The 24,698-nt window shown below is 58.6% G+C and carries 24 protein-coding genes and 1 pseudogene; 17 read left to right on the forward strand and 8 right to left on the reverse strand.

Annotated features, from left to right (window positions below):
* Positions 1 to 126 precede the first annotated feature (126 nt).
* The 6 genes from E4T21_RS05165 to E4T21_RS05190 all read left to right on the forward strand — a co-directional run bounded on the left by E4T21_RS05165 (position 127) and on the right by E4T21_RS05190 (position 7,157).
* Positions 127 to 963, forward strand: a complete 837-nt coding sequence (locus tag E4T21_RS05165) for an alpha/beta fold hydrolase (RefSeq protein WP_149284016.1) — start codon at positions 127 to 129, stop codon at positions 961 to 963.
* Positions 960 to 1,853 carry an alpha/beta fold hydrolase gene (locus tag E4T21_RS05170; RefSeq protein ID WP_149284017.1) on the forward strand — a complete coding sequence of 298 codons (894 nt, stop codon included), beginning with the start codon at positions 960 to 962 and terminating at the stop codon, positions 1,851 to 1,853. The genes E4T21_RS05165 and E4T21_RS05170 overlap by 4 nt, the downstream gene beginning before the upstream one ends.
* A gap of 176 nt (positions 1,854 to 2,029) precedes the next feature.
* Positions 2,030 to 3,328 (forward strand): DUF3100 domain-containing protein, encoded by a 1,299-nt coding sequence (locus tag E4T21_RS05175; RefSeq protein ID WP_149284018.1) that lies wholly within the window; start codon positions 2,030 to 2,032, stop codon positions 3,326 to 3,328.
* 75 nt (positions 3,329 to 3,403) lie between these two features.
* Complete coding sequence (locus E4T21_RS05180) at positions 3,404 to 4,558, forward strand: M20 aminoacylase family protein (RefSeq protein ID WP_149284019.1); 1,155 nt, start codon at positions 3,404 to 3,406, stop codon at positions 4,556 to 4,558.
* A 188-nt stretch (positions 4,559 to 4,746) separates the two neighbouring features.
* The gene (locus tag E4T21_RS05185; protein ID WP_149284020.1) at positions 4,747 to 5,652 is read left to right on the forward strand and encodes an NAD(P)-dependent oxidoreductase; all 906 of its coding nucleotides are present in this window, start codon (positions 4,747 to 4,749) and stop codon (positions 5,650 to 5,652) included.
* A complete protein-coding gene (locus tag E4T21_RS05190) occupies positions 5,649 to 7,157 on the forward strand; it encodes an aldehyde dehydrogenase family protein (RefSeq protein ID WP_205423459.1) in 1,509 nt (502 codons plus the stop codon). The genes E4T21_RS05185 and E4T21_RS05190 overlap by 4 nt, the downstream gene beginning before the upstream one ends.
* 52 nt (positions 7,158 to 7,209) lie before the next feature.
* On the opposite strand, the gene E4T21_RS05195 is transcribed toward E4T21_RS05190, so the two are convergent.
* Positions 7,210 to 8,151: a LysR family transcriptional regulator gene (locus tag E4T21_RS05195; RefSeq protein WP_149284022.1), complete on the reverse strand. Its 942-nt coding sequence runs from the start codon at positions 8,149 to 8,151 to the stop codon at positions 7,210 to 7,212.
* A gap of 371 nt (positions 8,152 to 8,522) precedes the next feature.
* On the opposite strand from E4T21_RS05195, the gene E4T21_RS05200 reads away from it, so the two are divergent.
* Both E4T21_RS05200 and E4T21_RS05205 read left to right on the forward strand, forming a co-directional pair.
* Positions 8,523 to 9,521, forward strand: a complete 999-nt coding sequence (locus E4T21_RS05200; protein ID WP_240349298.1) for an MBL fold metallo-hydrolase — start codon at positions 8,523 to 8,525, stop codon at positions 9,519 to 9,521.
* Positions 9,522 to 9,547: 26 nt separating this feature from the next.
* On the forward strand, positions 9,548 to 10,555 hold the full coding sequence (locus tag E4T21_RS05205) for a zinc-dependent alcohol dehydrogenase family protein (RefSeq protein ID WP_149284023.1): 1,008 nt from the start codon (positions 9,548 to 9,550) through the stop codon (positions 10,553 to 10,555).
* A gap of 111 nt (positions 10,556 to 10,666) precedes the next feature.
* Here E4T21_RS05205 and E4T21_RS05210 read toward each other — a convergent pair whose 3' ends face one another.
* Complete coding sequence (locus E4T21_RS05210) at positions 10,667 to 11,086, reverse strand: VOC family protein (RefSeq protein ID WP_149284024.1); 420 nt, start codon at positions 11,084 to 11,086, stop codon at positions 10,667 to 10,669.
* A gap of 154 nt (positions 11,087 to 11,240) precedes the next feature.
* The gene (locus E4T21_RS05215) at positions 11,241 to 11,558 is read right to left on the reverse strand and encodes an NADPH-dependent FMN reductase family protein (RefSeq protein WP_187775114.1); all 318 of its coding nucleotides are present in this window, start codon (positions 11,556 to 11,558) and stop codon (positions 11,241 to 11,243) included.
* Here E4T21_RS05215 and E4T21_RS05220 point away from each other — a divergent pair.
* From E4T21_RS05220 to E4T21_RS05235, 4 genes are read left to right on the forward strand one after another with little or no spacing between them, the layout of a single operon-like run.
* Complete coding sequence (locus tag E4T21_RS05220; RefSeq protein ID WP_240349299.1) at positions 11,552 to 11,764, forward strand: hypothetical protein; 213 nt, start codon at positions 11,552 to 11,554, stop codon at positions 11,762 to 11,764. The two genes, E4T21_RS05215 and E4T21_RS05220, sit on opposite strands and share 7 nt — an antisense overlap.
* A gap of 57 nt (positions 11,765 to 11,821) precedes the next feature.
* Complete coding sequence (locus E4T21_RS05225) at positions 11,822 to 12,181, forward strand: YciI family protein (RefSeq protein ID WP_149284026.1); 360 nt, start codon at positions 11,822 to 11,824, stop codon at positions 12,179 to 12,181.
* Positions 12,178 to 13,386 carry an RNA polymerase sigma factor gene (locus E4T21_RS05230; RefSeq protein ID WP_149284027.1) on the forward strand — a complete coding sequence of 403 codons (1,209 nt, stop codon included), beginning with the start codon at positions 12,178 to 12,180 and terminating at the stop codon, positions 13,384 to 13,386. Before E4T21_RS05225 ends, E4T21_RS05230 begins: the two co-directional genes overlap by 4 nt.
* 55 nt (positions 13,387 to 13,441) lie before the next feature.
* A complete protein-coding gene (locus E4T21_RS05235) occupies positions 13,442 to 14,539 on the forward strand; it encodes a patatin-like phospholipase family protein (RefSeq protein WP_149284028.1) in 1,098 nt (365 codons plus the stop codon).
* A gap of 57 nt (positions 14,540 to 14,596) precedes the next feature.
* Here the strand turns inward: E4T21_RS05235 and E4T21_RS05240 are convergent.
* A pseudogene (locus E4T21_RS05240) lies at positions 14,597 to 15,001 on the reverse strand (Smr/MutS family protein); the annotation flags it as partial.
* Positions 15,002 to 15,198: 197 nt separating this feature from the next.
* Here E4T21_RS05240 and prmB point away from each other — a divergent pair.
* The 5 genes from prmB (at position 15,199) to phaC (ending at position 20,457) form a co-directional block, all read left to right on the forward strand.
* Positions 15,199 to 16,152 (forward strand): 50S ribosomal protein L3 N(5)-glutamine methyltransferase, encoded by a 954-nt coding sequence (gene prmB / locus E4T21_RS05245; protein ID WP_149284029.1) that lies wholly within the window; start codon positions 15,199 to 15,201, stop codon positions 16,150 to 16,152.
* Between the two features lie 57 nt (positions 16,153 to 16,209).
* A complete protein-coding gene (gene aroC / locus E4T21_RS05250; protein WP_149284030.1) occupies positions 16,210 to 17,295 on the forward strand; it encodes a chorismate synthase in 1,086 nt (361 codons plus the stop codon).
* 138 nt (positions 17,296 to 17,433) lie between these two features.
* A complete protein-coding gene (locus tag E4T21_RS05255) occupies positions 17,434 to 17,847 on the forward strand; it encodes a hypothetical protein (RefSeq protein WP_149284031.1) in 414 nt (137 codons plus the stop codon).
* Positions 17,848 to 18,039: 192 nt separating this feature from the next.
* Positions 18,040 to 18,516, forward strand: coding sequence for a phasin family protein (locus E4T21_RS05260; RefSeq protein ID WP_149284032.1), 477 nt, complete (start codon positions 18,040 to 18,042; stop codon positions 18,514 to 18,516).
* A gap of 102 nt (positions 18,517 to 18,618) precedes the next feature.
* Positions 18,619 to 20,457 (forward strand): class I poly(R)-hydroxyalkanoic acid synthase, encoded by a 1,839-nt coding sequence (gene phaC / locus E4T21_RS05265; protein ID WP_149284033.1) that lies wholly within the window; start codon positions 18,619 to 18,621, stop codon positions 20,455 to 20,457.
* 105 nt (positions 20,458 to 20,562) lie between these two features.
* Here the strand turns inward: phaC and lnt are convergent, their stop codons facing one another.
* The 4 genes from lnt to E4T21_RS05285 form a co-directional block, all read right to left on the reverse strand.
* Entirely contained in the window at positions 20,563 to 22,104 is a 1,542-nt protein-coding gene (lnt, locus tag E4T21_RS05270; RefSeq protein ID WP_149284034.1) for an apolipoprotein N-acyltransferase, read from the reverse strand.
* Between the two features lie 62 nt (positions 22,105 to 22,166).
* The gene (locus E4T21_RS05275; RefSeq protein ID WP_149284035.1) at positions 22,167 to 23,033 is read right to left on the reverse strand and encodes an HlyC/CorC family transporter; all 867 of its coding nucleotides are present in this window, start codon (positions 23,031 to 23,033) and stop codon (positions 22,167 to 22,169) included.
* Positions 23,030 to 23,509, reverse strand: a complete 480-nt coding sequence (ybeY, locus tag E4T21_RS05280) for an rRNA maturation RNase YbeY (RefSeq protein WP_149284036.1) — start codon at positions 23,507 to 23,509, stop codon at positions 23,030 to 23,032. Before ybeY ends, E4T21_RS05275 begins: the two co-directional genes overlap by 4 nt.
* Positions 23,506 to 24,609 carry a PhoH family protein gene (locus E4T21_RS05285; protein ID WP_149284037.1) on the reverse strand — a complete coding sequence of 368 codons (1,104 nt, stop codon included), beginning with the start codon at positions 24,607 to 24,609 and terminating at the stop codon, positions 23,506 to 23,508. The genes ybeY and E4T21_RS05285 overlap by 4 nt, the downstream gene beginning before the upstream one ends.
* Between the last annotated feature and the right edge of the window lie 89 nt (positions 24,610 to 24,698).

The raw sequence follows: 24,698 nt of genomic DNA on the forward strand, positions 1-24,698 counted from the left end.
TGCGGCTATCTCTACTCGCTGGACTCTGCAGCGATGATTGGAGAAATGCCTGTGCCCATTGGCTTTTCGTGCATGGCCTGGAGAAGGTGATGTCCCGGCGAATGCAACAGTACAGGAGAAGCCCTGATGACTCAGCCCAATACAACACCTACAAAGACGCTCCTGCCGACGCTGATGTTCGCTCATGCCAATGGCTTTCCAGGACGCAGCTATCGCAGCCTGCTTGAACCGCTGAAGCAGCATTTTCATGTCCAGCCGGTGGATCGCCTTGCTCATCATCCGGATTTTCCGGTGGGACATAACTGGCTGGCCTTGCGTGATGAATATCTGGAAGGACTCGCGCAGATTGAGGGGCCGGTGATCGGAGTGGGCCACTCCATGGGGGGAGTGATCACTGCGATGGCAGCGAGTGAGGCCCCTCAGCGCTTTTCCGCTGTGATCATGCTCGATCCTCCGCTGATGTTGGGGATTGATGCCCTGGCAATACGGGCAGCCAAGTTGCTGGGCATGGTTGACCGCGTTACCCCGGCGGGCAAGACCCTGGGTCGTCGACGGCAGTGGCAGAATCGTGAAGAAATGCGTGCTCACTTACGTCGCAAGGGGCTTTTCCGTGACTTTACCGAGGATGCCCTGGACGACTATATCGCCGGAGGGACCCAGGATCTCGACGATGGCAGTGTGGTGCTACGCTACGATCCCGATATCGAGGTGGAGGTATTCCGCCATATTCCCCATCATCTCGACAGCCTGCCGCAGGAATTGTGGGTGCCGGTTGGGGTGATTGCCGGGGTGGATTCGGACCTGCTGAACAAGTCGCGTCGGCGCCGCTTCAAGCGCCGGGGAATTCCTCTGGAAGTCGTGCCCGGTAGCCACATGTTCCCCATGGAACAGCCTGAAGCTACACGTGCGGCACTGGTCGAGATGATAGAGCGGCTGCGGGCCGGAAAAGAGGAAAGTGCATGAGTGTAGTTGAACAGTCAGTTGATCAGTCAGTCGAGGCTATCACCCTGGCCGATGGACGGCTTGCTGGCCTTGCCTGGGGACGTCGGGATGCACCGACTTGGCTGGCATTGCATGGCTGGCTCGACAATGCTGCCAGCTTCACTCTGCTGGCCCCCATGCTGGTCGAGCGCCTGGGTATTCGCATTGTGGCCATCGACTTTTCCGGGCATGGTGAATCTGCCTGGTTACCAGGCAAGTATGACTATGCCCTGTGGGATTACTGCCACGATGTGCTCGATGTCCTCGACGAGCTTGGTATCGAGCGCGCCACGCTGCTGGCCCATTCCATGGGGGCAGGGGTGTCTTGCCTGGTAGCTTCGGCAATGCCGGAACGTGTCGCTCGCATGACGCTGATCGATGGGCTGGGTGCGCTCACCACGCCGGCCGAAGAGACCCCCCAGCAGTTGGCCAGGTCGCTGCGTGTGCATCGTCGCCTGCGTACTGGCTCTCCGCGCTATGCTGATCTCGAAGGTGCTGTAGCGGCGCGCGTTGCAGGAGGGGTGACCAAGGTCGATGCAGATACGGTGCGTCCCATCGTAGCGCGCAATATCGTTGCACTTGATGAGGGTGGCGTGAAGCTGCGCACGGATCCTCGCCTGGTGCGGCCTTCGCCGGTGCATCTGACGTCGGAGCAGGTCACCGCCATGCTGGGTGCCATCGAATGTAGGGTGACTCTGATCGAAGCCGCTGAGGGTAGCATTCTTGGCGAGAGCGAAAGTGGCAAGGAGCGGCGTGCTGCAGTGTCTCATCTCACACGTCATGTGCTGGCAGGAGGGCACCATCTGCATGCGTCTCCGGCCCACGTGCAAGCGGTCGCTGAAACCATCATTGGGGCCCATGACAGCATCTGATCCTGGCCGAGCAGCAATGCCTGAGCCTGTGTCTCAAAAGCCCCTGATCTAAAAAACAGTACATTATTGTCCTTTTATTAGAGCGTGCCCTGCTTCGATACTCGTGATGACGATATGGCTCTGCCCTTGTGTAAGGAGAGCCGTCGTTGCCGCTATTACAACAACAGGGCACTCTCATGAAACTCTCCATGCTCCTCGATTGGCGCTTGCACAGCATCGTGGCGGTTGCCGCCTTGATCTCTGAAGCCATCGGCATCATCAAGATCCCGCTTGGGCCCGGTACGTTACTGCTACTGCCACTGTTCTATGCCTTTATCATCGGGCTTCTGCTCAACCCCCACTTGTTCTCGGCTACATCTCGCCTGGTGCCGGTAAAGCTGAGTGAAGCGGCGGCTCCTGTCATTCTGCTGTCGATCATGCCGTTCATTGCCCGTTTCGGTTCCACGATTGGACCGGCGATCGAGCAGATTCTCAGTGCCGGCCCAGCCTTGATCCTGCAGGAACTGGGCAACCTCGGCACGATGCTGGTGGCCATGCCATTCGCAGTGCTGGTGTTGAAGATGGGGCGGGAAGCCATTGGCGCCACATACTCCATTGCCCGTGAACCCAATATTGCGATCATCTCTGACAGATATGGTCTCAAGGGGCCGGAAGGTATTGGTGTCATGGGGGTCTACGTCGTGGGCACCATGTTCGGCACACTCTGGTTTGCATTGCTGGCAGGTTATCTGACGACATTGGATATCTTTGACCCCCGTGCCCTCGCGATGGCGTGCGGAGTGGGTAGCGGCAGTATGGTGGCAGCCTGTTCGGGTGCCATTGCCGGTGCCTTGCCGGAGCTGCGTGATGAGCTGTTGGCTTTCGCCGGTGCAAGCAACCTGCTGACCTACGCAACGGGCCTGTATATCTCGCTGTTCATTGCACTGCCGATGGCCGAACGTATCTTCAAGTGGTGTTCAGGACACCGGGCAGCACGCTCCGTCGGTGCCAAGGCCACCGTCGAGCAGGATTTCGCTGCCACGGTCAGTGACGAGGAGCGTCCCGAGCGTCACCTCGGTCAGACCGCCATCGTCATGGCGGTGGTCTGTGTGGTCGGATGGATCAGCAATACCATCAATGGCGGCTCCCTGATGATGGCGCTGCCGGGGATGGTGATCCTTTATGCCATGACCATGCTGGGGCTGGTCATCACTCGCTTTGCTCCTTTCTATCTGCCGGGTGTGGCCTGGGTCTCGCTGGTCAGCATTGTCGTGACCCTGCCCTGGTTCCCTGGCAATGCCTGGATCATCGAACAATTGGAGTCGGTGAGCTTCCTTGCCATCGTAACTCCGGTGCTTGCCTATGCCGGACTGGCACTGTCACCGCGGGAATTCACCATGTTCCGACAGGTCGGCTGGAAGCTGGTCATCGTGTCGCTGCTGGTCTTTACCGGTACCTTCATCGGTTCGGCTGTCGTGGCCCAGGCGCTGCTGTAGCCGAAGTGACTGCCATTGATGCAACTGCGACTGATGTAACTGCAACTGATGCGACCGTAAAACAGAGAGAACGCTATGTCGACGATCACCCCGGACCTGCTGCGTGAATGGCGTCGTGACTTTCATTGCCATCCGGAAACTGCTTTTGAAGAACATCGCACGAGTGCTCGCATCGTCGAGATCCTGAGTGGTGAAGGGATCGAAATGGTCACTGGGCTGGGCGGTGGTACCGGCGTGGTGGCTTGGGTCGATGGTCGCCATGCCAGTGACCGTGCCATTGGGTTGCGTGCCGATATCGATGCGTTGGATGTGAGCGAGGCCAATGACTTCGCTCATGCTTCCCGGATTCCGGGCAAGATGCACGCCTGCGGTCATGATGGACACACCACCATGTTGTTGGGAGCCGCTTGTGCGCTGGCCAAGGATCCTGATTTTGCTGGCCGTGTTTACTTCATTTTCCAACCGGCGGAGGAGAATGAGGGCGGTGGACGCGTCATGGTCGAGGAAGGGCTCTTCGAGCGCTTTGCGATGGAAGCCGTCTATGGGGTGCATAACTGGCCTGGCCTGGAGGTTGGCGAGGCCGCTGTGCATGACACCGCGGTGATGGCTGCGTTCGATGTGTTTCGGGTGAAGATCACCGGCCATGGCTGCCATGCCGCCATGCCGCATATGGGCAAGGATGTGGTGCTGGCGGCGTGCCAGCTGGTCAATCAATTGCAGGGGATCGTCAGCCGCGAGACACCGGCTCACCAGACTGCCGTCATGAGCGTGACCCAGTTCCATGCCGGGGATGCCTATAATGTCATGCCGGAAAGCGTCGAGCTGTGCGGCACCGTACGTTGTTTCGACGCCGAACTGCGTGACTATCTCGAGGAGCGCTTCCGCCAGGCGATTGCGGCGATGGCGGCCTTCCATGGCCTGGAGGCCAGTGTTGACTACCAGTCGCGCTATCCAGCCACCTTCAATACGCCTGCTCATGCCAACCGCTGTGCAGAAGTGCTGGAAGCGATGCCGAATATCCGCCAGGTACACCGAGACCTGCCGCCTTCGATGGCATCGGAAGACTTCGCCTTCATGCTGCAGCAGCGCCCCGGTGCCTACATTTGGCTGGGTAATGGCAAGGACAGTGCGGCCCTGCATAACCCGAATTACGATTTCAATGATGAGCTGGCGCCGATTGGCGTGACGTACTGGAGCGCTCTGGTGAGAACACTGCTCAGCCAGGCCTGACCAGGCGGACCTTCCTTTCCCCAAGGAAGCGCAGCAACTTATTCAGCATTTCCCATACGACATGGTCTTGCCATGCCATCGTGGCATGGCCCGGGGTCCCTTTGCCTGAATTCTGGCGCTGGCGGCTCGCATCAGACAAGCACAAACCAGACAAGCACAAACCAGATAAGCACAAGCCAGGAGTTATCATGAAGATCGTCGTAATAGGTTTAGGTCATATGGGCGGCAACATGGCCCTGACCCTGCATGCCGCCGGATTCGAGGTCCTAGGGACGGATGTCACGGAGAATGCGCGCAACGGCATGGCATCACGTGGGCTCTCGGTGTTCAGCCCGGAGGACGCGTTGCCATCAGCCGACGTCTACCTGCTGTCATTACCTACGTCGGCACATGTCAGGGAGGTGATCGAGTCCTCTCCCGGAATACTGCGGCAGGCGCCTGCGGGCAGTGTGATTGTCGATACCTCGACCAGTGATCCGGTGGTCACCCGGGAGTTGGCAGGGAAGGTCGTCGAGGCGGGCCTGGAGTGGCTTGATGCCCCGGTCAGCGGTGGGCCAGCAGGGGCCGCTGCGGGAACTCTCGGCATGCTGCTGGGTGGCGGGGAGGCGACCATCGAACGTGTCGAGCCCATGCTCAAGGCAATGTCGTCGCGCTACACCCATGTGGGCGCCGCGGGAAGCGGGCATGTGGTCAAGCTGGCCAACAATTACCTGTGCGCAGCACATCTGCTGACAACGGCCGAGGCTGTCGCGCTGGCACAACGGGCCGGCGTGGAACCCGAAGCTTGCCTGGCGGGGCTGAACAGTGGCTCTGGGCGCAGCGCTGTCAGCGAAGTCAACTTCCCCAAATGGATTATTTCCGACACCTTTGACTCCGGTTTCACCACGGGGCTGATGCGCAAGGACCTGCGTCTGGCGCGCGATGCCGCCATTGGTCAGGGGCTGTCGCTGGATCTGCTGAGCCAGGTGGTGGAGCGCTGGCACGCCGGGCTCGACGACTTGCCCGACAGTGCGGATTTCAACCATGTCACCGATGCGATTCTGCGCCTTGCCCAGGGAAGTGATACATCATCCAGCCAGGAGGACGTGCAATGATCTCTCCCAGCCATGTTCGCAACAGCAATGCTCTCAACAGCAATGCTCTCAACAGCAAGGCAATAGCGAGAGTCTCCGAACTGCTGGCCGCACTGGAAATGCAGGCGGAGACGCCGCTGACCAACTGGGTCAACGGGAAACTGGTGGCCGGGCAGGGAGAGGTCATTGAGCTGCTTGATCCTGTGACAGGGCTGCCCCTTGTTGCATATCGTGATGCGGGGAGAACTGTGGTCGAGCATGCTGTGGAAGCTGCAACCCGTGCCCAGCAGGAGTGGATGGCGCTGACGGCCAGTGAGCGTGGACGGCGTATGACGGCTGCGGCTGGGGCGTTACACGGCTATGAAGAGACGCTGGCACGGCTGGAGAGTGTCGTGGCGGGCAAACCCATTCGTGACTGTCGCGGTGAGGTCAACAAGGTCCGTGAGATGTTTGAATACTATGCCGGCTGGTGTGACAAGCAGCACGGTGAAGTGATTCCGGTACCTACGTCTCATCTCAATTATGTACGCCCTGTACCTTATGGCGTTGTCGGCCAGATCACCCCTTGGAATGCACCGATGTTCACCTGCGGCTGGCAGCTGGCTCCAGCCATTGCAGCAGGCAATGGTGTGGTGCTCAAGCCCTCGGAGATGACCCCTTTCTCGTCGGTGGTGATTGCCATGCTGCTGGAGCGCAGTGGGCTGCCCAGGGGGCTGATCAATATCGTCAATGGTGTAGGACCAACCACGGGGGCCGCGTTGACCGGTAATCCCGGCATCAGCAAGCTGGTCTTCGTCGGTTCGCCAGAAAGCGGTCGGCGTATCTGGAGCTGGGCAGGCTGGGGCTCGACGACGCGTGGCCAGGCTGCCAGCCGCTGCCAGAGTGTGTCTGGTTCCCGGTTGCTGGTACAGCGGGAAATCCTCGAGGAGGTCTGTGAGCGTCTGGCACGCGCGGCTAGTGAGATAACGGTCGGGCTACCTGATGATGATGCCACCCTGATGGGGCCAGTACAGAACGCCAGGCAATATCAGCACATCAGCTCAATGCTGGAGACGGCGCAGCAGCAGGGCGCACGAGTACTGTGTGGCGGGAAGCGCCCGGAGACCCTGCCGCCAGAGGCCACTGGCTATTATCTGGCCCCGACCGTGCTTGTCGATGTCACGCAGGACATGGCCATCGCTCAGGAAGAAGTCTTTGGTCCAGTGGTGGTGGTCATGCCATTCGATAGCGAGGACGAGGCAGTACGCATGGCGAATGCTACGCGCTTTGGTCTGGCCGGTGCTGTGTGGACTCAGGATCCAGCTCGCGCCCACCGGGTGGCTGCTCGTCTGCGTGCCGGTACGGTATGGATCAACAGTTACAAGGCGATCAATGTCATGTCACCGTTTGGTGGCTTTGGCGAAAGTGGGTTCGGCCGCTCCAGCGGTATCGAGGGACTCAAGGAATACACGGTCGCCCAGAGTGTCTGGGTGGAAACGGCGACATCCGCCAGCGTGGCCATGGGTTATGGCAACGGCGTAGGCTGATGAGTGATCCTGTAGCCAGGTTCGGTTGACCTGGCTGCAGGTCTTGAGCGGATCAGGAGTGTGTGGCGTTGATGCCTGCTTCAGTTCGTGAGTTGAAGGCGCGCATCCAGCGTTCCAGATGACGCAACAATTGCAGTCCTGCTCTGGGCATGCGCCGACCGACTCGTGTGACGATATGAGCATGAGCCTGAAGAAAACGTTCACAGTCCACGCTACGGGCAACGAGCAAGCCGTCCTCCAGCTCCCTGGCTGCTGCGAACGCGGGCAGTAGCGTCAAGGTCAGTTCGGAACGGGCGGCATGCTTGAGCACGGAAAGTGAGTTGGTCTGCATGCTGACCTGGTGGCGAAGACCTGCTTCCCGGAAGCCCTCCTCGACCAGTTGGCGAACCCCATGCCCGGTACGCCATAGCGCCAGCGGGTGTTCGCTGAGTACCGCCAGGGGCAAGGCATCCTGTTCCCTGGCCAGGCGGTGTGTCGGAGACATCAGGGCGACCAGTGGCTGGCGGCTGGAGTGCCAGAAGCGCAGTTTAGGATGGACTCGCTCGTGGTACATCAATCCGATATGGGCTTCGTCCTCGACGACGGCATCAATGATTTCACTGGTGCTTCCCGTATTCACATCGAGGCGTACGCCGCGATAACTCTCGGTAAAGGTACGTAGCGGCGTATCGATCAAGTCGCCGACGAAGCCTTCGCCGACGGTCAGTGACAGGTGGCCGGTTTCCAAGCGTTGGTAGGCATCGAGTTCTTCACTGAAGGCATCATCAAGGGCTGAGCGCTTGCGGCAGTAAGCCAGCAGCATTTCTCCCACTGCTGTCGGTACCACGCCATTGCGTGAGCGCTCCAGTAATGGAGCGCCGAGAGCTGTCTCGATCAACGTGAGCTGGCGACTGACAGCAGAAGGGGCTATATCCAGGCGTGCTGCGGCCTGACGCACAGAACCCGCCTCGATTGTCACCTGGAAGTAGACCAGCCGCTGGTGAGGAATATCCATGTGATGTTCTCTAATTGCTCAAGCGACGAGTGTACTGGTCTCTTGGCCAGTTTTCCTGATAGGTGATGGGTAGCAGGCCTTGAGGCGACTTAATCTTGGGGAAAGGTCGAGAGAATTGGGTACTGTCGAGAGAGCTGCAATAGATAACATCGTGGCGAGGAGCCTCCGTTCTATCTCGCCCGTTTCATCTCGCCCGTTTCATCTGCCATTCCTGTGCAGCTTGCCTGGATAGGAGGGAGGACAGGCAAGAACAGGAAAACTGTGCTATCCCTTCGCAGGCGAATAAAGGAAATGCTGAATAAATGGCGTGATCTGTTTCTCTCGATGTCACTTCTCTCGCTGACACTGATTTCTCTGGACGGGATCCTCCAATGACCAAGCTTCTGATGGACAGGCCTTGTCGTTCCTTGTGGCTGGCGATAGGCGCCGGCTGTATGACATCGTCAATGATGGCGGCCTCCGTCGCCAGTGCGGCACCCCCCGAGCAGCGTCATGATCAGGTCGCGGGCTGGTTTCGCATGATGGTCGGTGGAGATGAGGTCACGGCGCTATACGACGGCTATGTCGGTATTGATACCGCACTGCTGTCCGGCCTCGATCAACAGCAGATTCGTGAGCGTCTGGATAGCCTGTTCATCGATAGCGAGAACGGTGTGCAGACGGCGGTCAATGCTTTCCTGGTACACACCGGAGAGCACCTGGTGCTGGTGGATGCCGGGTCTTCGGCGTGCTTTGGGCCGACCCTGGGGCATGTGCCCGACAATCTGCGAGCTTCCGGATACACGCCTGAAGATGTCGATACCATATTGATGACGCACCTGCATCCGGATCATGTCTGTGGCCTGACAGACAGTGAAGGCAATGCCATCTATCCCAATGCTGAATTACGTGTCAGCCAGGCGGATGCAGATTACTGGTTGAGTGAGGAACAGGCGGCGGCTGCCCCTGAAGATGCCAAAGGCTTCTTCGAGATGGCACGCAATGCTGTCGCTCCCTATCAGCAGGCAGGGCGGCTTGAGACCTTCCAACCGGGAGATGAGCTGATGGACGGTGTGTCGGCTCAGGATACTTCTGGACATACTCCTGGCCACACCAGCTTCCTGTTCCAGAGCGAAGATGATGACATGCTGGTATGGGGTGATGTGGTCCACAGTTACGGGGTGCAGTTTGCTGACCCTGGCGTGGCCATCGAATTCGACAGCGACCAGCAGCAGGCGATTGCCGCCCGTCAGGCAGTATTGTCAGCCGCTGCGGAAGATCAGCATTGGGTGGCCGGGGCGCATATGCCGTTCCCCGGCATCGGCCATGTGGTACGTGATGGCGAGGGCTATCGTTGGTTGCCAGTGGAGTATGGCCCAGTCAGTGAATGACATATGCATTCAGGGAGAAACGAAGAATGAAAGTCGTGACCCTCAAGGCCCCAGGTGGGCTCGATAATCTGGTGGTGGAAAAGCGTGAGGCTCCGGGAGAACCGGGGCCTGACGAGATTCGTGTACGCCTGCATGCCAGTTCGCTCAATTTCCATGATTACGGCGTTGCTATTGGTGCCATTCCCACTGCGGATGGTCGTATTCCCATGGCGGATGGAGCCGGGGTCGTCGAGGCCGTAGGTGACGGTGTGACGGATTTCTCGGTAGGCGATGCCGTGGTGTCGACATTCTTTCCAACATGGTTGGAAGGACCTGCGCGCGTCGGCGATTTTTCCACCACCCCGGGGGATGGTGTCGATGGCTATGCCCTGGAGAGCGTGGTACGCCCGGCGACCTGGTTCACGCATCAGCCCAAGGGCTATTCCCATGAGGAATCTGCCACGCTGACCACGGCAGGTCTTACCGCATGGCGAGCGCTGGTTGCTGATGGCGGGCTCAAGGCCGGCGACACGGTGCTGGTGCTGGGAACGGGAGGTGTCTCGATCTTTGCTCTGCAATTCGCAAGGATGATGGGAGCGCGTGTGATCGCTACGTCTTCATCGGAGGAAAAACTGGAGCGGCTCAAGGCCATGGGGGCCGAGCATGTGATTCATTATCGTCAGGAGCCCGAGTGGGGGCGCAAGGTAAAGGAAATCACTGCGGGCGTCGGTGTCGATCATGTGGTCGAGGTGGGCGGCCCTGGAACCTTGCCGCAGTCGATCGAGGCAGTGCGCATTGGTGGGCATATTTCACTGATAGGTGTACTGACAGGACGCCAAGGAGACATTCCTACCGCCAAGCTGATGGCCAAGCAGGCGCGTTTGCAGGGGTTGATCGTTGGCAGCCGGCGTCAACAGATGGAAATGATCCAGGCCATCGAAGCCTGTGGCATGAAACCGCTCATCGATAGCAGTTTTGCTCTGGAAGACATTGCTGCAGCCTTTCGTCACCAAGAATCTGGCAAGCACTTCGGCAAGATTTGCCTGAACTGGTGACAGGCCGCAGCAATCGGCGTGGCTTTCCGCGCCTGGAACACCAGGCGCTGGATACATGAGGCTAGGCCTTGTCTTGAAAGTCGACGAGCGTAGGCACTTTTCAACCAGGCCCTAAGCCTCTTTCTCGCAGTTGACCATCCAGGCAACGCCAAAACGGTCCGTCAGCATGCCGAAGCGCTTGGCCCAGAAGGTTTCTTCCATCGGCATCTGTATGGTGGCGTTGTCGGATAACGCCTGGAACAGGCGCTCGGCCTCTTCGGGAGTATCGACGCCCAGGGTCAGGCTGATGCCTTTGATGCCTTCGAAGGGCGCAGGACAATCGGGCGAGACATCCGATCCCATCAGCACATGGCCGTCGACCACCAGGCGGGCATGCATGATCATTTCCCGGGACGTGACGGATATCTGTTCATCGTCGGGGGCCTCGGCATAGGTGAACATGGCAACGATCTCGCCACCAAGGGTGCGCTGGTAGAACTCGAAGGCTTCGCGACAGTTGCCATCGAAGGTCAGGTAGGCATTGAGCAACATGAGTCTTTCTCCTGGGGGTAAATGACATTGGGTGAAGGACATCTTGATGGATGACGTCATGTAGTCGAATGAAAGCGTGCAGATTCGACAACGCTTGAAACATGACTAGGCAATATTGCGCGATAGCGCCTTCTGGAAGCGCAGATTCCTTGGCTCAGGGGCGCCAGGCCAATGGATGATCCGCATTGAGCACACCATTTTCATCCCAGTCGTTCCAACCACTGAAAGGGATGGGAGCATCGCTGTCGAGCCGTTGCAGGCGGCGTATCCAGCCTGCCTTCTCGTCTTCCAGACGGACGCGAAATTCACTCTCGTCCTGATAGCTGACACCACTGCCCTGTATACCGTAGATCACGTGCGGCGATAGCACCGTCATACCTAGGTAATACAATGAGCAATGCAGAGGCCACAGCAAGGTCGCCATGTCGCCGCCACGGCCATTGTGGGTGAAGGCGAGAGGCGGTATTGCCATGCTACCTGGCAGATGCCGAACCATCCCTGTGCCGGCTTGGCGAGCCTATCCATGAGCTTGCAACCGATCTGTGGCTACTGACGCATCCTGACTTGCGCCGAGTGGCACGTATCCGTGCCTTCATGACTTTCATGGCTGATGCACTGGCAGCCCGGTCGATGCAGCTCGACCCGGATGTCGATTCTCCAGACCTTCATTCGAGATAACAGTGAGGCACAGCCAAGCTGGGCCAGCTACTTTTCGAATAGCGAGGAGGGAAGATCATGCAATACATGCTGATGTGCTGTATCGAAGAATCGCTTTGGGAGGCATTGCCAGAGGCTGAGCGGGCTGGGGTCATGGAGGATTACAATGTCCTGATCCAGGATATGGTGACCAGCGGGACGTATCGCGGCGGTGCTCGTTTACAGTCGACGGTCAGCGCGACGACGCTGCGTCAGAATAATGGAGAACTGACGATGGTGGATGGGCCCTTTATCGAAAGCCGAGAGCAATTGGGTGGCTTTCATGTGGTGGAATGCCGTGATCTTGACGAGGCACTGGCCCTGGCTCGGCGTATCCCGCCGCTGCGCGTTGGAGGTTCGGTGGAAGTGCGGCCGGTGGATCCGGCGTATCGGCTGTGAACCTTGACACTCTCTACCGGCGTGAGTACGGGCATCTGCTGGCCGGGCTGATTCGTCGCTTTGGTGATTTCTCCCTGGCCGAGGATGCGCTGCAGGCTGCCTTCGAGGCGGCAATGGTCCAGTGGCCCAAGGAAGGAGTTCCAACAACGCCAATATCCTGGCTGTCGGCCACGGCGCGGCATAAGGCGCTGGACCAGTTGCGTCACCGCCAGATGCGCGAGCGCAAGTCGAATGAACTGGCCAGTCATGTCGAACTACTGCTCGCAGATGACCCTGATGAGCCGGAACCTCTGGACAGCCTGCGGCTGATGTTCACCTGCTGCCATCCGGCTCTGGGGCGACCGGCACAGGTTGCCTTGACGCTGCGCACACTCGCCGGGTTGACCACCGAGGAAATAGCTCGGGCTTTCATGGTGCCAGTGCCGACACTGGCCCAGCGTCTGGTGCGAGCCAAGGCCAAGATTCGCGATGCCGGCATTCCGTTTGACGTACCCGATGGTGATGCCCTGAGCGAGCGCCTGGACGCTGTACTGGCTGTCATCTACCTGATCTTCAACGAAGGTTACGCCGCGAGCCAGGGAGAGCGCGTGGTGCGGAATGATCTGTGTCAGCAAGCGATAGAGCTGGGGCGCCAACTGGTAGGGTGGTTGCCGGCAGAAAGCGAGCCGCGTGGCCTGCTGGCCTTGATGCTGCTGCACCACTCTCGGCGAGATACTCGTACTGACGAGGCGGGGGATCTGGTGCTGCTGGAGGATCAGGACCGGTCACGCTGGGATAGCGAGGCAATCGAGGAGGGCATGGCCCAGATCGGTTTGGCAATGCATAGTACCGCTCTGGGGCCCTATACATTGCAAGCGGCCATCGTCTCTCATCATGCCAGGGCGGCAACGGCGGAGGAAACGGATTGGCGACGTATTGCAGCGCTCTATAGCCTGCTCTATCGCATGCAGCCGAGTCCCGTTGTGGCACTCAATCGTGCTGTGGCAGTGGCCATGGCCGATGGCCTGGAGCAGGGGCTGGATCTGCTCGATCAGGTTCATTTGACAGACTATCACCTGCTGCCGGCCACCCGTGCTGACCTGTTGCGTCGTCTCGGTCGCTTGTCTGAAGCCGCTGAACAATATCGTCAAGCTCTGAGCCTGGTGACTCAGGAGCCAGAGCGACGTTTCCTTGAGCGGCGCCTGGCGGAAGTCACGGGAGGCTGAGAGAATGATTGGACTAGCCTGGTAAGCAGGTCTGATTGCGATCAAGGAGGATGGAATGATCCAGGTACATCGGCAGAGCTATCCTTCTTCGGTTTCTGGCAAGCGTATTGCTCTGACCCTGGGGAGTGGTGGCGCACGTGGCTATGCCCACATAGGCGTGATCGAGGAACTGCTGGCACGGGGCTATGAGATCACCGCGATCGCCGGCTGTTCGATGGGCGCGCTGATCGGAGGGATCTATGCCGCCGGACAGCTTGAGGCCTATCGCCAATGGTCGGAGGAACTGAGTACCTTCGGCGTGCTGCGCCTGCTGGATGTGACCTTCGGTTCCATGGGAGCCATGCATGGCAAGAAGGTCATGGGCAAGATCGAGTCATTCATCGGCGATATCCAGATCGAGGACCTGCCTATCCCTTTCACTGCTGTTGCCACTGACCTGGTGCGCCAGCGAGAGGTGTGGTTTCAGCGTGGTCCTCTGCTCAAGGCTATCCGAGCATCCATTGCCATCCCCGGGGTGTTCACGCCGGTAGAAGATGAGGCTCGTTTTCTGGTGGACGGAGGATTGCTCAATCCCTTGCCGATCCTGTCCACGGTATCTGAAGACGCCGATCTGATGATGGCCGTCAATGCGACAGCCATCAATGCAGCGAATGTGACGCTCCGGGATTTGCTGCCCGAAGAGAATGCCGAGGCTGAATCCAGCTCAAAATCCCATTCAAGGCCGTTTGCAAAGTCCAGTGCAAAGCGCCTGTTTCTTGGAGAGCTTCGTCGAAGTGGGCGGCAGACCCCTCTGAAGGAGGAGAGTGATGATGCCGAGGTTCATGAGCTAAACGATGATGAAAAAGAAGAGGCCACCCATCGGCTATTGGCCTCGGTGCGTCGCGCCGCAGAGGCAGATCGTGCCGAACGTGGCGTAGCGGCGCTGGGCAAGAAGGAGTGGAGTCGGTTGGCGATGATTCTGATGTCTTTCGATGTCACCCAGGCTGCGCTGGCACGCTACAAGATCGCTGGGTGTCCACCGGATATTCTGGTGGAGATACCCAAGTCAGTATGTGGATCCTTTGAATTCCATCGTGCCCATGACCTGATTCGCCTGGGACGCCACTTGACCAGCCAGGCGTTGGATCGCCTGGAGCGCTATACGGACGGTTGATAGAAGTGTGCCAGGTCGCGGGCCTGATGAGGCCTTCAGCATCATGTACTAACCAGCACAGCGCTGACCTGATGCATAGCTATCACGCAGGAAACTTTCGAGCTCGATGCGCGCCTCCTCCAGGTTATAGCCATGCAGGTCGAGGCCTGCTTCCCAGGAAATTTCACCGCGCTTGAGCTGACTACGGGTGCGATAAGGCAGGTCGGGCAGGGCGAAGTCGAGATATTCCGATGGGCGCACGGCTTCAACACGACCATCGGAAGTGCGACCTGTGACGCTGTTGTCAGCACTGAGAGCAGCCGCACGACGTGCGGCTGCTGCGGGATCCAGCTCATCATTGTCGGCGCGGCGTCGTTTGCCAGGATCAGCCTGGTTGGTCTTGATGCGTCGTACGCCAGCCTGTTTCAGGGCCTGACGAAAGGCATTGATTTCATCATCGGGCGGAGGCTGGTGTCGACTCATGGGCAATACAGAACTGGGTTTTGGCAGGGCTGCACAGTATAACGTGCCAAGGTGGCGGCGATAACCGCTTCTTTGTGACGCCTCGTTCGTACAGATTGCCGTGTGAGAACAGCAATCGTGCGGGGTTTTCGCTACAATCTCGAACGCGGTCGGGCTAGCTGATCGCTTATCGTTAACCCTATCGACAGGATTGCCCCTTGGCCGATACCGCTTCCAATGCCTCTACGCTGGTGCTCGATGACAAAGCCCTGGCCGAAGGCCTGATCACTTTGCGCGATTGTTTACGCTGGGCCACCAGTGAATTCCACCTGGCCGGCCTGACATATAGCCATGGTACGGACTCAGCCTGGGACGAAGCTGTCGCCTTGATACTCGGTGCCCTGCACTTGCCTTGGGACGTGGATCCCAGCGTGCAGGAGGCGCGTCTGCTGCCGATGGAGCGGGAGCGTATCGTATCCCTGGTTCGCGCACGTATCAGCGACCGCCGACCGTTACCCTACCTGCTGGGCGAGGCATTCTTTGCTGGCCTGAGCTTTGTGGTGGATGAACGCGTGCTGATTCCGCGCTCGCCCATTGCTGAACTGATCGAAGATGGCTTCCAGGCCTGGTTTCCCGAGGAGCCGCCGGCACGCATCCTGGATTTGTGCACGGGCTCTGGCTGCATCGGTATCGCTGCGGCCCATTACCTGGCAACGGCTGAAGTGGACCTGGCGGATATCAGCCAGGATGCGCTGGCAGTGGCCCGGGCCAATATCTCCCGCCATGATGTAGGACGCCGGGTGCGTGCGGTGCATAGCGATGTCTTCGATGGCCTGCAAGGGCAGCGTTATGACCTGATCGTATCCAACCCCCCGTATGTCGATGCGCGTGACCTGGCCAACATGCCAGCAGAATTCCGTCATGAACCAGGGCTGGCGCTGGGAGCGGGGGATGATGGCCTGGATATTGTGCGTCGCATCCTGCGCGAGGCTCGCGAGCACCTTACGGATCGCGGTGTGCTTATCGTCGAGGTGGGCAATTCTGACCACCACCTGGAAAAGGCCTTTCCTGAAGTGCCTTTCCTGTGGCTCGAATTCGAGCGTGGCGGCCAAGGAGTGTTTGCCCTTGCCGCTGATGAACTCGACGCCCATGCGGCGTCCTTTGCCTCCTGAAATGGCTCCCTGAAACCTGTTGATGAGAAATTCAGGCCGAACGACTGAGGAACGCCCATGTCTGGCAATACTTTCGGCAAGCTGTTCACTGTAACCACCTTCGGCGAAAGCCATGGCCCTGCATTGGGGGCCATCGTCGATGGTTGTCCTCCGGGTATGCCTCTGTGCGAGGAAGACCTGCAGCATGATCTGGATCGCCGCCGTCCGGGGACATCCCGGCATACTACCCAGCGTCGCGAACCGGATCAGGTAAGGATTCTGTCTGGTGTGTTCGAAGGTGTCACCACCGGCACTCCGATTGGTCTGCTGATCGAGAATACCGATCAACGTTCCAAGGATTACGGCAAGATCAAGGACCAGTTCCGGCCGGCGCATGCGGACTACACCTATCACCACAAGTACGGCGTTCGTGATTATCGAGGCGGAGGGCGTTCGAGTGCCCGGGAGACTGCCATGCGTGTGGCAGCCGGAGCCATCGCCAAGAAATACCTGGCTGCCCAGGGCATCCAGGTGCGTGGTTACATGAGCCAGCTTGGGGACATTGCCATCGAGTTGCGTGACTGGGAGGCGGTGGATAGCAATCCCTTCTTCTGCCCTGATCCTGACAAGCTGCCGGAACTCGAGGCCTATATGGATCAACTGCGACGTGACCAGGACTCGGTAGGGGCTCGTGTGACTGTCGTGGCCGAGGGCCTACCGCCTGGACTGGGTGAGCCGATCTTTGATCGCCTGGATGCTGAGCTGGCCCATGGGCTGATGAGCATCAATGCAGTGAAAGGCGTCGAGTTCGGCGATGGCTTTGGTGTCGTGACTCAACGAGGCAGTGAGCATCGTGATGAAATGACCCCTGAAGGCTTCCTGTCCAATCATGCTGGCGGTGTGCTGGGGGGAATTTCCAGTGGCCAGACGCTTATCGCTCATCTGGCGCTCAAGCCGACTTCCAGCATCACCATTCCCGGACGTTCCATCGACGTGCATGGAAACCCCGTGGAAGTGGTCACCAAAGGTCGCCATGATCCCTGCGTTGGCATTCGTGCCACTCCCATCGCCGAAGCAATGATGGCGTTGACCCTGATGGATCATCTGCTGCGCCATAGAGCACAGAATCTGGATGTAGAAGTGTCGACTCCGCGCCTGCGCTAGGTCATTCTGGAGAAGTCATTCCAGGTACGCAGCCAGTCTTGCCAGACTGGCTGCAATCGACTGCTACACTCAGGGTACCGGAATACAGGTCCAGGTGACTGGTACTACCGGTACTAATAGGTAGATGAAGAGGCCGCCATGAAGATCAATGTCGAGTTCGACCTCACCCCCGAGGAGTTTCGCCAGGCACTGGGCCTGCCCAATATCGAGGCATTCCAGCAAGATCTGCTTGACCGGATTCAACGCCAGATGGAATCCGGAGTGGAAGGCTATGATCCAATGAGCCTGATGCAGCCTTTTCTCCAGCAGCCCGCGTTGCAGCAAGGGCTTTCCCAAGGGCTGGCCAGCTTTGGCAACTATCAGAAAATGATGCTCGATATGCTCACCCAGGCAGCTAGCCGTGCCCGTGCGAGCAGTCACGAAAACCATGAAGATGATACTGCCACAGACGACAGTGCCGCCAAGGCAGCATCGGCGAGCCGATCCTCGGCCTCGGCCAGTTCTCGCACCAAGCGCAGCAGCTCAACACGTAGCGGGAGCAGTAAATCCTGATACGCAAACTGGCAATGATATGGAGGCTGCCAAGGAAGAACCCGGGATTTGGCTCCTGTCATGGAATTGTCATTGCGGGTATGCCAGACTGAAGTTTGCTGCGATGCAGCACGACCATTTTTCTGATGGCTCACGACTTGACCGATTGCAATCCCACAGGCCATTACCACTTGATATCAGGAGGATAAGGCCATGCAAGACAAGGTATTCGAAAACTTCAACGAGCAGACCCGTCAGTTCTTCGAGCCGATGCGCAAGCTCAACTCCCTGATGCTCGACAATATGGAAAAGCTGTCGCAGCACCAGATGGAGTCAATGAAGCGCTATAGCCAGATGGGCACCGAGCGCATGCGTGATGCGACAGAAATTGCCGATACTGAAGGGTTGCACGACTTCACTACCCGTCAGGCTGAGATGCTCAATGAGCTGTCTTCGCAGATGTTGGAAGATGCACGCACCATGAGCGAGATGAGTCTGGAGTTCAAGGCTCAGCTCGAAGCCTTGCTTGCCGAGTCCGGCCAGGCGTTTGTCGATCAGGTTTCCCAGATGGGCAATCAAGCCAGCGAGGTCGCCCAGCAGATGGGAGAGCAGGCCAGTGAAGCCGTCCAGAAGGCAGCCCCGAAATCCAGCCCGGCACGCGCTTCCAGCCGCCGCAAGACATCTTCCTGAGCACGATTTCTGACTTGCAGGCAGAACCGATGCGACAAGGAGGTTGCGTCGCGCAGAATTCAATCAACAAGAACCCAGCTTTCGTGTGTGCAGGAGGTGGCAATGTTGTCTGGTGACCCGAAGATGTCACAGGATGCAGCTCAGGAGTGGAGCGACCAGTTATCTGCCTTTGGTGAGCAGTATCAGGCACTGATGGAAGACATGCTGGGCCGCATGATTCCCAGTGAAGCAGCTGATGCCGTGCTGGAAGATATCCGCAACAGCTTTCAGGCGGGGGCAGAGTCGCTGATGAACAATCCGACTCTGCTATGGGAAACACAAACCAAGCTACTGCAGGACCAGTTGGCACTGTGGCAGCAATCCATGCAGGTGGCCAATGGGGAAAGCGCAGGGGTACCCCTGGCACAGCCGCCGAAGGGAGACCGCCGTTTCAAGGATGAGGCCTGGACGACAGAGCCTGCCTACAACGCCATCATGCAGCAGTATCTGCTGTTCTCCGAGACAGTGGAAAGGCTGGTCGGACGCCTGGAAGGCATGACCTCGGGCGACAAGCGCAATCTGTCGTTCTATGTGCGGCAGATGGTCAATGCCATGTCGCCCACCAACTTCGTTTCCACCAACCCGGAAGTCATGCGCAAGACGCTGGAGACACGAGGCCAGAACCTGGTCGATGGTCTAGCCCGCCTGCGGGAAGACCTGGCCAACTCCGCAGAAGGTCTCAACGTTACCATGACTGACCGCAAGGCCTTCGAAGTCGGCGGGAATATCGCCATCAGCCCTGGTGCGGTGGTGATGGAAAATGAATTGATTCAGCTGATCCAGTACACGCCGAGTACCGAGAAGGTCTTCAAGACGCCATTGCTGATCATCCCGCCGTGGATCAACAAGTACTATGTGCTGGATCTGCGCCCAGAGAATTCCATGGTCAAGTGGCTGGTTGACCAGGGACATACCGTATTCCTGATTTCCTGGCGCAATCCGGGGCCTCCCCAGAGTGACCTGACCTGGGCAGACTACATGCAGCTTGGCCCCATTGCGGCACTTGAAGGCATTGAACAGGCGACAGGTGAGAAGTCGGCTAATTTCCTGTCCTACTGCATTGGTGGAACCCTGGCAGCTTCTACTATGGCCTATCTCACCAGTACTCGTCGTGGCCGCAAGGTCAAGTCTGTGACCTATATGGCGACGCTGCAGGATTTTCGTGATCCGGGCGAGATCGGTGTCTTTCTCAGTGAGCCTGTATTGCAGGGCATCGAGACCAAGCTGGAGAGGGATGGCTACCTGGATGGCCGGGTGATGGCCTATTCCTTCAACCTGTTGCGCGAGAATGATCTGTTCTGGTCATTCTATGTCAGCAACTACCTCAAGGGGGAAGAGCCGGCAGCCTTCGACCTGCTGTACTGGAATACCGATGGCACCAACCTGCCGGCAGGCACTCACGGTTGGTACCTGCGTCACTTGTACCAGGAAAATCGCCTGGTGGAACCGGGTGGTGTGGAGCTTGATGGGGTCAAGATCGATCTGCGCAAGGTCTCTACCCCAAGCTATTTCGTTGCGACCCGGGAAGACCATATTGCCAAGTGGAACAGCAGTTACTACGGTGCATTGTTGCCCAAGGGGCCGGTCACGTTCGTGCTCGGAGGATCCGGTCACATTGCCGGAATCGTCAATCCTCCGCACAAGAACAAGTATGGCTACTGGACCAACGATGAGCTGCCGGAGAGCCACGAGGCATGGGTGGCTGGAGCCGAAGCCCATGAAGGGTCCTGGTGGCCACACTGGCAGGAATGGATGACCGGCAACGGCTATGTCGATGCAGACAAGATGGTTGATGCCCGTCAGCCAGGGGATGGCGAACTTCCGCTGCTGGAGCCCGCTCCTGGTCGTTACGTCAAGCAGAGCATTCCTGACGTGTTGGGGGAAGCAACCCAGAACGGATGAACCGTTCGTCTATACAGGCATTTATGCAGTGTTTCACAAAAAGCCCGGATTCTGGTGACCAGAGTCCGGGCTTTTTTGCGATTGACCGCCTGAACAGACCTGGCTTCAGGACTTGTCGTATCCAGACTGAGTTTGCGCTGATGAATCGGTCTTGGCAGTACTGCCAGAGCGACGATGGATCAATCCAGGTAGCACCAGAAGAGCGGCAAGAAGCCACACTGGCCAACTTCCGGTGCGAGTGAAAGGTGTCAGTCCCTGCATGGCCTGTACCTGACCGTCGAGGCGTGCAGTTTCGAACTGGGGGGCCTGATCGAGGATATTGCCCTGGTCGTCGATGATGGCGGTGATGCCATTGCTGGTGCCACGAATGACGTAACGACCATTTTCCAGTGCGCGCAGGCGGGCCATTTCGAGGTGTTGATGAGGGCCGAGGGAATCACCGAACCAGCTGTCGTTGGACACGGTGAGCAGAATATCTGACTGGCGAGCACGGCTGGCCACCAGGTCGGAGTAGATGATCTCGTAACAGATAGCATTGCCGAGGGTGTAGCCTGCCGCATGAATCGGTGGTTGATCGTCTCTTTCCGGGGTCATGGCCGGCATGGGCAGGTCGAAGAAGGCAATGGCACCGCGCAGCAGACTCTCCAGTGGCAGGTATTCACCGAAAGGCACCAGGTGGGCCTTGCGGTAGTGGCCGCTGGCGTTACCCATGCCTACCACGGCGTTATAGAAATTACCGTTCTCGTCACGCTGCAGGATACCCGTGATCAGAGCTGTATCCGGGGACAGTGCCGCCTGGGCACGAGCCAGTACGGGTTCAGCTTGATCCTCGAACATGGGCAGGGCGGCTTCGGGCCATATCACCATGTCTGGAGTGCTGCCGTTCCTGTCTCCCTTGACGCCAAGCTGAGTGGTCAGGCCGAGATAGGTATTGACGGCCTCACGCTGACCCTCGGCACTCCATTTGATTTCCTGTGGCAGGTTACCTTGCAGCAGGCTGACCTTGAGGGGCTCGCCCTTGGCGGTGGTCCAGTGGTTCGGCAGAACCAAGGGAATCAACCACGCGACGACCAGTGGGGCGAGAGCCAGCCAACGGCCACGACACGCTTGCACGAGCAGGGCACCGCTCAAGGCGATGACCAGGGAAAGCAGGTAGACACCACCGATGGGTGCCAGGCTGGCCAGAGGCGAGTTCACCTGGCTGGTGCCAAGCAGCAGCCAGGGAAAGCCGGTGAACAGCCAGGTACGCAGCCACTCCATCAGCACCCAGGTGCCGGCAAAGGTGAGCACGCTAAAATGTTGACCGCAGAAGCGCCGATACAGGCCAAGGGGCACAGCAATGAACAATGCCATGCAGGCCACGAACAGGCTGGTCAGGAAGAAGGCCAAGGGGGCACTGGTGTAGCCGTACTCGTGGATCGAGACGTATACCCAGGACGCCCCGGTGCCGAACAGCCCCAGGCCATACATCCAGCCGCGCATGAAGGCCTGACGGCCGTTCTGGCGAGAGAGACCGGCATACATCAAGGCGGCAGCAACAGGAGCCAGCCACCAGTGGGAAAAGGGTGCAGAAGCCAGGGTTGTCAGGCCTCCGGCAATGACGGCGGCGGCGTAACTGGCCCGGCCGCTGAACAGACGCTCCAGCATGTGGATCCATCCTCAAGAAAGTGGGGCGAGTGAGAATAGACCGTCACCTGGACGGTCTTGGGTCATTCGTCGTCAGCGGGAGCCGCAGGCTCCATCTCCAGCAGACGAATGCGACGATTATCGGCGTTGAGCACAGTAAAGCGCCAGTTGCCGATGGTGGCGTGTTCGCCTCGGCTGGGCAGATGGCCGAAACGCTGCATGACCAGGCCGCCGAGGGTGTCAAACTCATCGTCGGGAAAGTGAGTGTTGAAGCGCTCGTTGAAATCCTCGATGGGAGTCAGGGCGCGGACGGCATAGCGATTGTCGCCCAGGTCACGGATATCCACTTCCTCATCGATATCGTGCTCATCTTCAATGTCGCCAACGATTTCTTCGAGGATGTCTTCAATGGTAATGATGCCTGCGGTGCCGCCGTACTCATCCACCACAATGGCCATGTGATTGCGAGTATCGCGGAATTCCTTGAGCAGACTGTTGAGGCGCTTGGATTCCGGCACGAACATGGCCGGGCGCAGGACTTCTTCGAGCTTGAAAGGGAGAACGTTGTCTTTGCTGTGGAGCAGCGGAAGGAGGTCCTTGACCAGCAGGATGCCTTTGACTTCATCCAGGTTTTCGCCAATGACCGGATAACGAGAATGTGCCGTTTCCAGGATGATCGGAAGATAGTCTTCCAGAGGCTGGTCGATTTCGATGGCGGTGACCTGGGAGCGTGGGATCAGGACTTCTCGGACCTGCTGATCGCTGATGTTGAGCGCGCCCTCTATGATGGTCAGGGAATCCTGTTCGAGCTTCAGCCGGGTGGCAGCCTCGCGCAGGAAGTCACGGAGCTCAGCACGCGAGCTGGGTTCATCACTGTCGCTGGAAAGGGCGCTGAAGAGTTTTTCGAGCCAGGACCTGCTGCCCTGGCTACTCGATCGGTCTTCGCTCATGCGTTGGTTCTCTCGTCCTCACTTGCATAGGGGTCGGCGATACCTAAGCCGGCCAGGATCTCTCGTTCAAGGCCTTCCATGTGCTCGGCCTCGTCGTCCTCGATATGGTCATACCCCAGCAGGTGCAGGGTGCCATGTATTACCATATGAGCGTAGTGCTGCGTCAGGGTCTTGTCTTGTTCAGTGGCTTCCAGGGCAACGACTGGATGACAGATGATCAGATCACCGAGCAGTGGCAGTTCCAGGCCTTCAGGTGCTTCAAAGGGGAATGACAGCACATTGGTTGGCTTGTCCTTGCCGCGATAGTCGCGGTTCAGGCTCTGGCTCTCATCATTGTCCACGAAACGTATCGTAAGTTCCGTATTCTGCTGATTCGGGTGTCGGGTGAGCACAGCATTGACCCAACGCTCCAGGCTAGCCTGATTCGGCAAATCGGTCGCAGCAATGGCGACCTGGCGGTCGACAGTCGCACTCACGACGATGCTTCCCTGGATGAGTCGCTGGCCTGTTCCTGACGCCCGTTTCGCTTCTCTTGGGCCGCAGCGGCACGCTGCTGTTCCCGAATCTCGCGCTGGGCACGCTCCTCGACTTCCTGGTCAGCTTCGAACTGCTCGTAGGCTTCGATGATGCGCTGAACCAATGGGTGGCGCACCACATCCTTGGAAGCAAAGTGAGTGACCCCGATTCCGGAAGTACCCTTGAGTACGTCGAGCACCTGGATCAGCCCTGAGTGCTGTCCACGAGGCAAGTCCACCTGGGTGACGTCACCGGTGATCACGGCCGTGGAACCGAAGCCGATACGGGTCAGGAACATCTTCATTTGCTCGCGCGTGGTGTTCTGGCTCTCGTCGAGAATAATGAAGGAGTCGTTGAGCGTTCGCCCGCGCATGTAGGCCAGCGGGGCGATCTCGATCACCTGGCGTTCGATCAGCTTGCCGACCTGCTCGAAGCCGATCATTTCATAAAGGGCGTCGTACAGCGGTCGCAGATAAGGGTCGATCTTCTGTGCCAGGTCACCGGGCAGGAAACCTAGTTTCTCACCGGCTTCCACTGCCGGGCGTACCAGAAGAATGCGACGCACCTGCTGCTGGTTGAGCGCTTCTACTGCGGCAGCCACGGCCAGGTAAGTCTTGCCGGTACCCGCGGGGCCGATACCGAAGTTGATATCGTATTGGCGGATATTGGCGACATAACCTTGCTGGTTGAACCCGCGAGGCTTGACTACCAAGCGTGGAGTACGAATCAGTACCTCGCCGGCAGTCTCGTTGCCATCATCCTCTTCCAGAGACTCAAGCCCGGCTTCCTGCAGGAACAGGTGTACGCTATCTGGCGTCAGCTCAGCGGCTTCAGCTTCGCGATATAGCTGCTCGACCACGTTGGCAGCGGCCTTGACCTGGGAGGTGGGACCGGCGAGCTGGAAGATGTTGCCGCGGTTTCTCAGGGTCACGCCGAGTCGTTCTTCGATCAGCTTGAGATGTTCGTCACGCTGACCACAGAGGTTGGCCAAGCGGCGTGGCTCGTTGGGTTCGAGATTGAGCGTGATGATGCGATTGGCCTGGGAAGATGGCTGGCTCAAGACAGAGTGGTCCATGCGTTGGTGGTAGGTAATTGGCGTCAGCTGTCAGATTACTGCCCTGACCTAGGCCAGGGCAATGCTATAGCAGG

This window comes from Halomonas binhaiensis (assembly GCF_008329985.2).
GTDB classification, from domain to species: Bacteria; Pseudomonadota; Gammaproteobacteria; order Pseudomonadales; family Halomonadaceae; genus Halomonas; species Halomonas binhaiensis.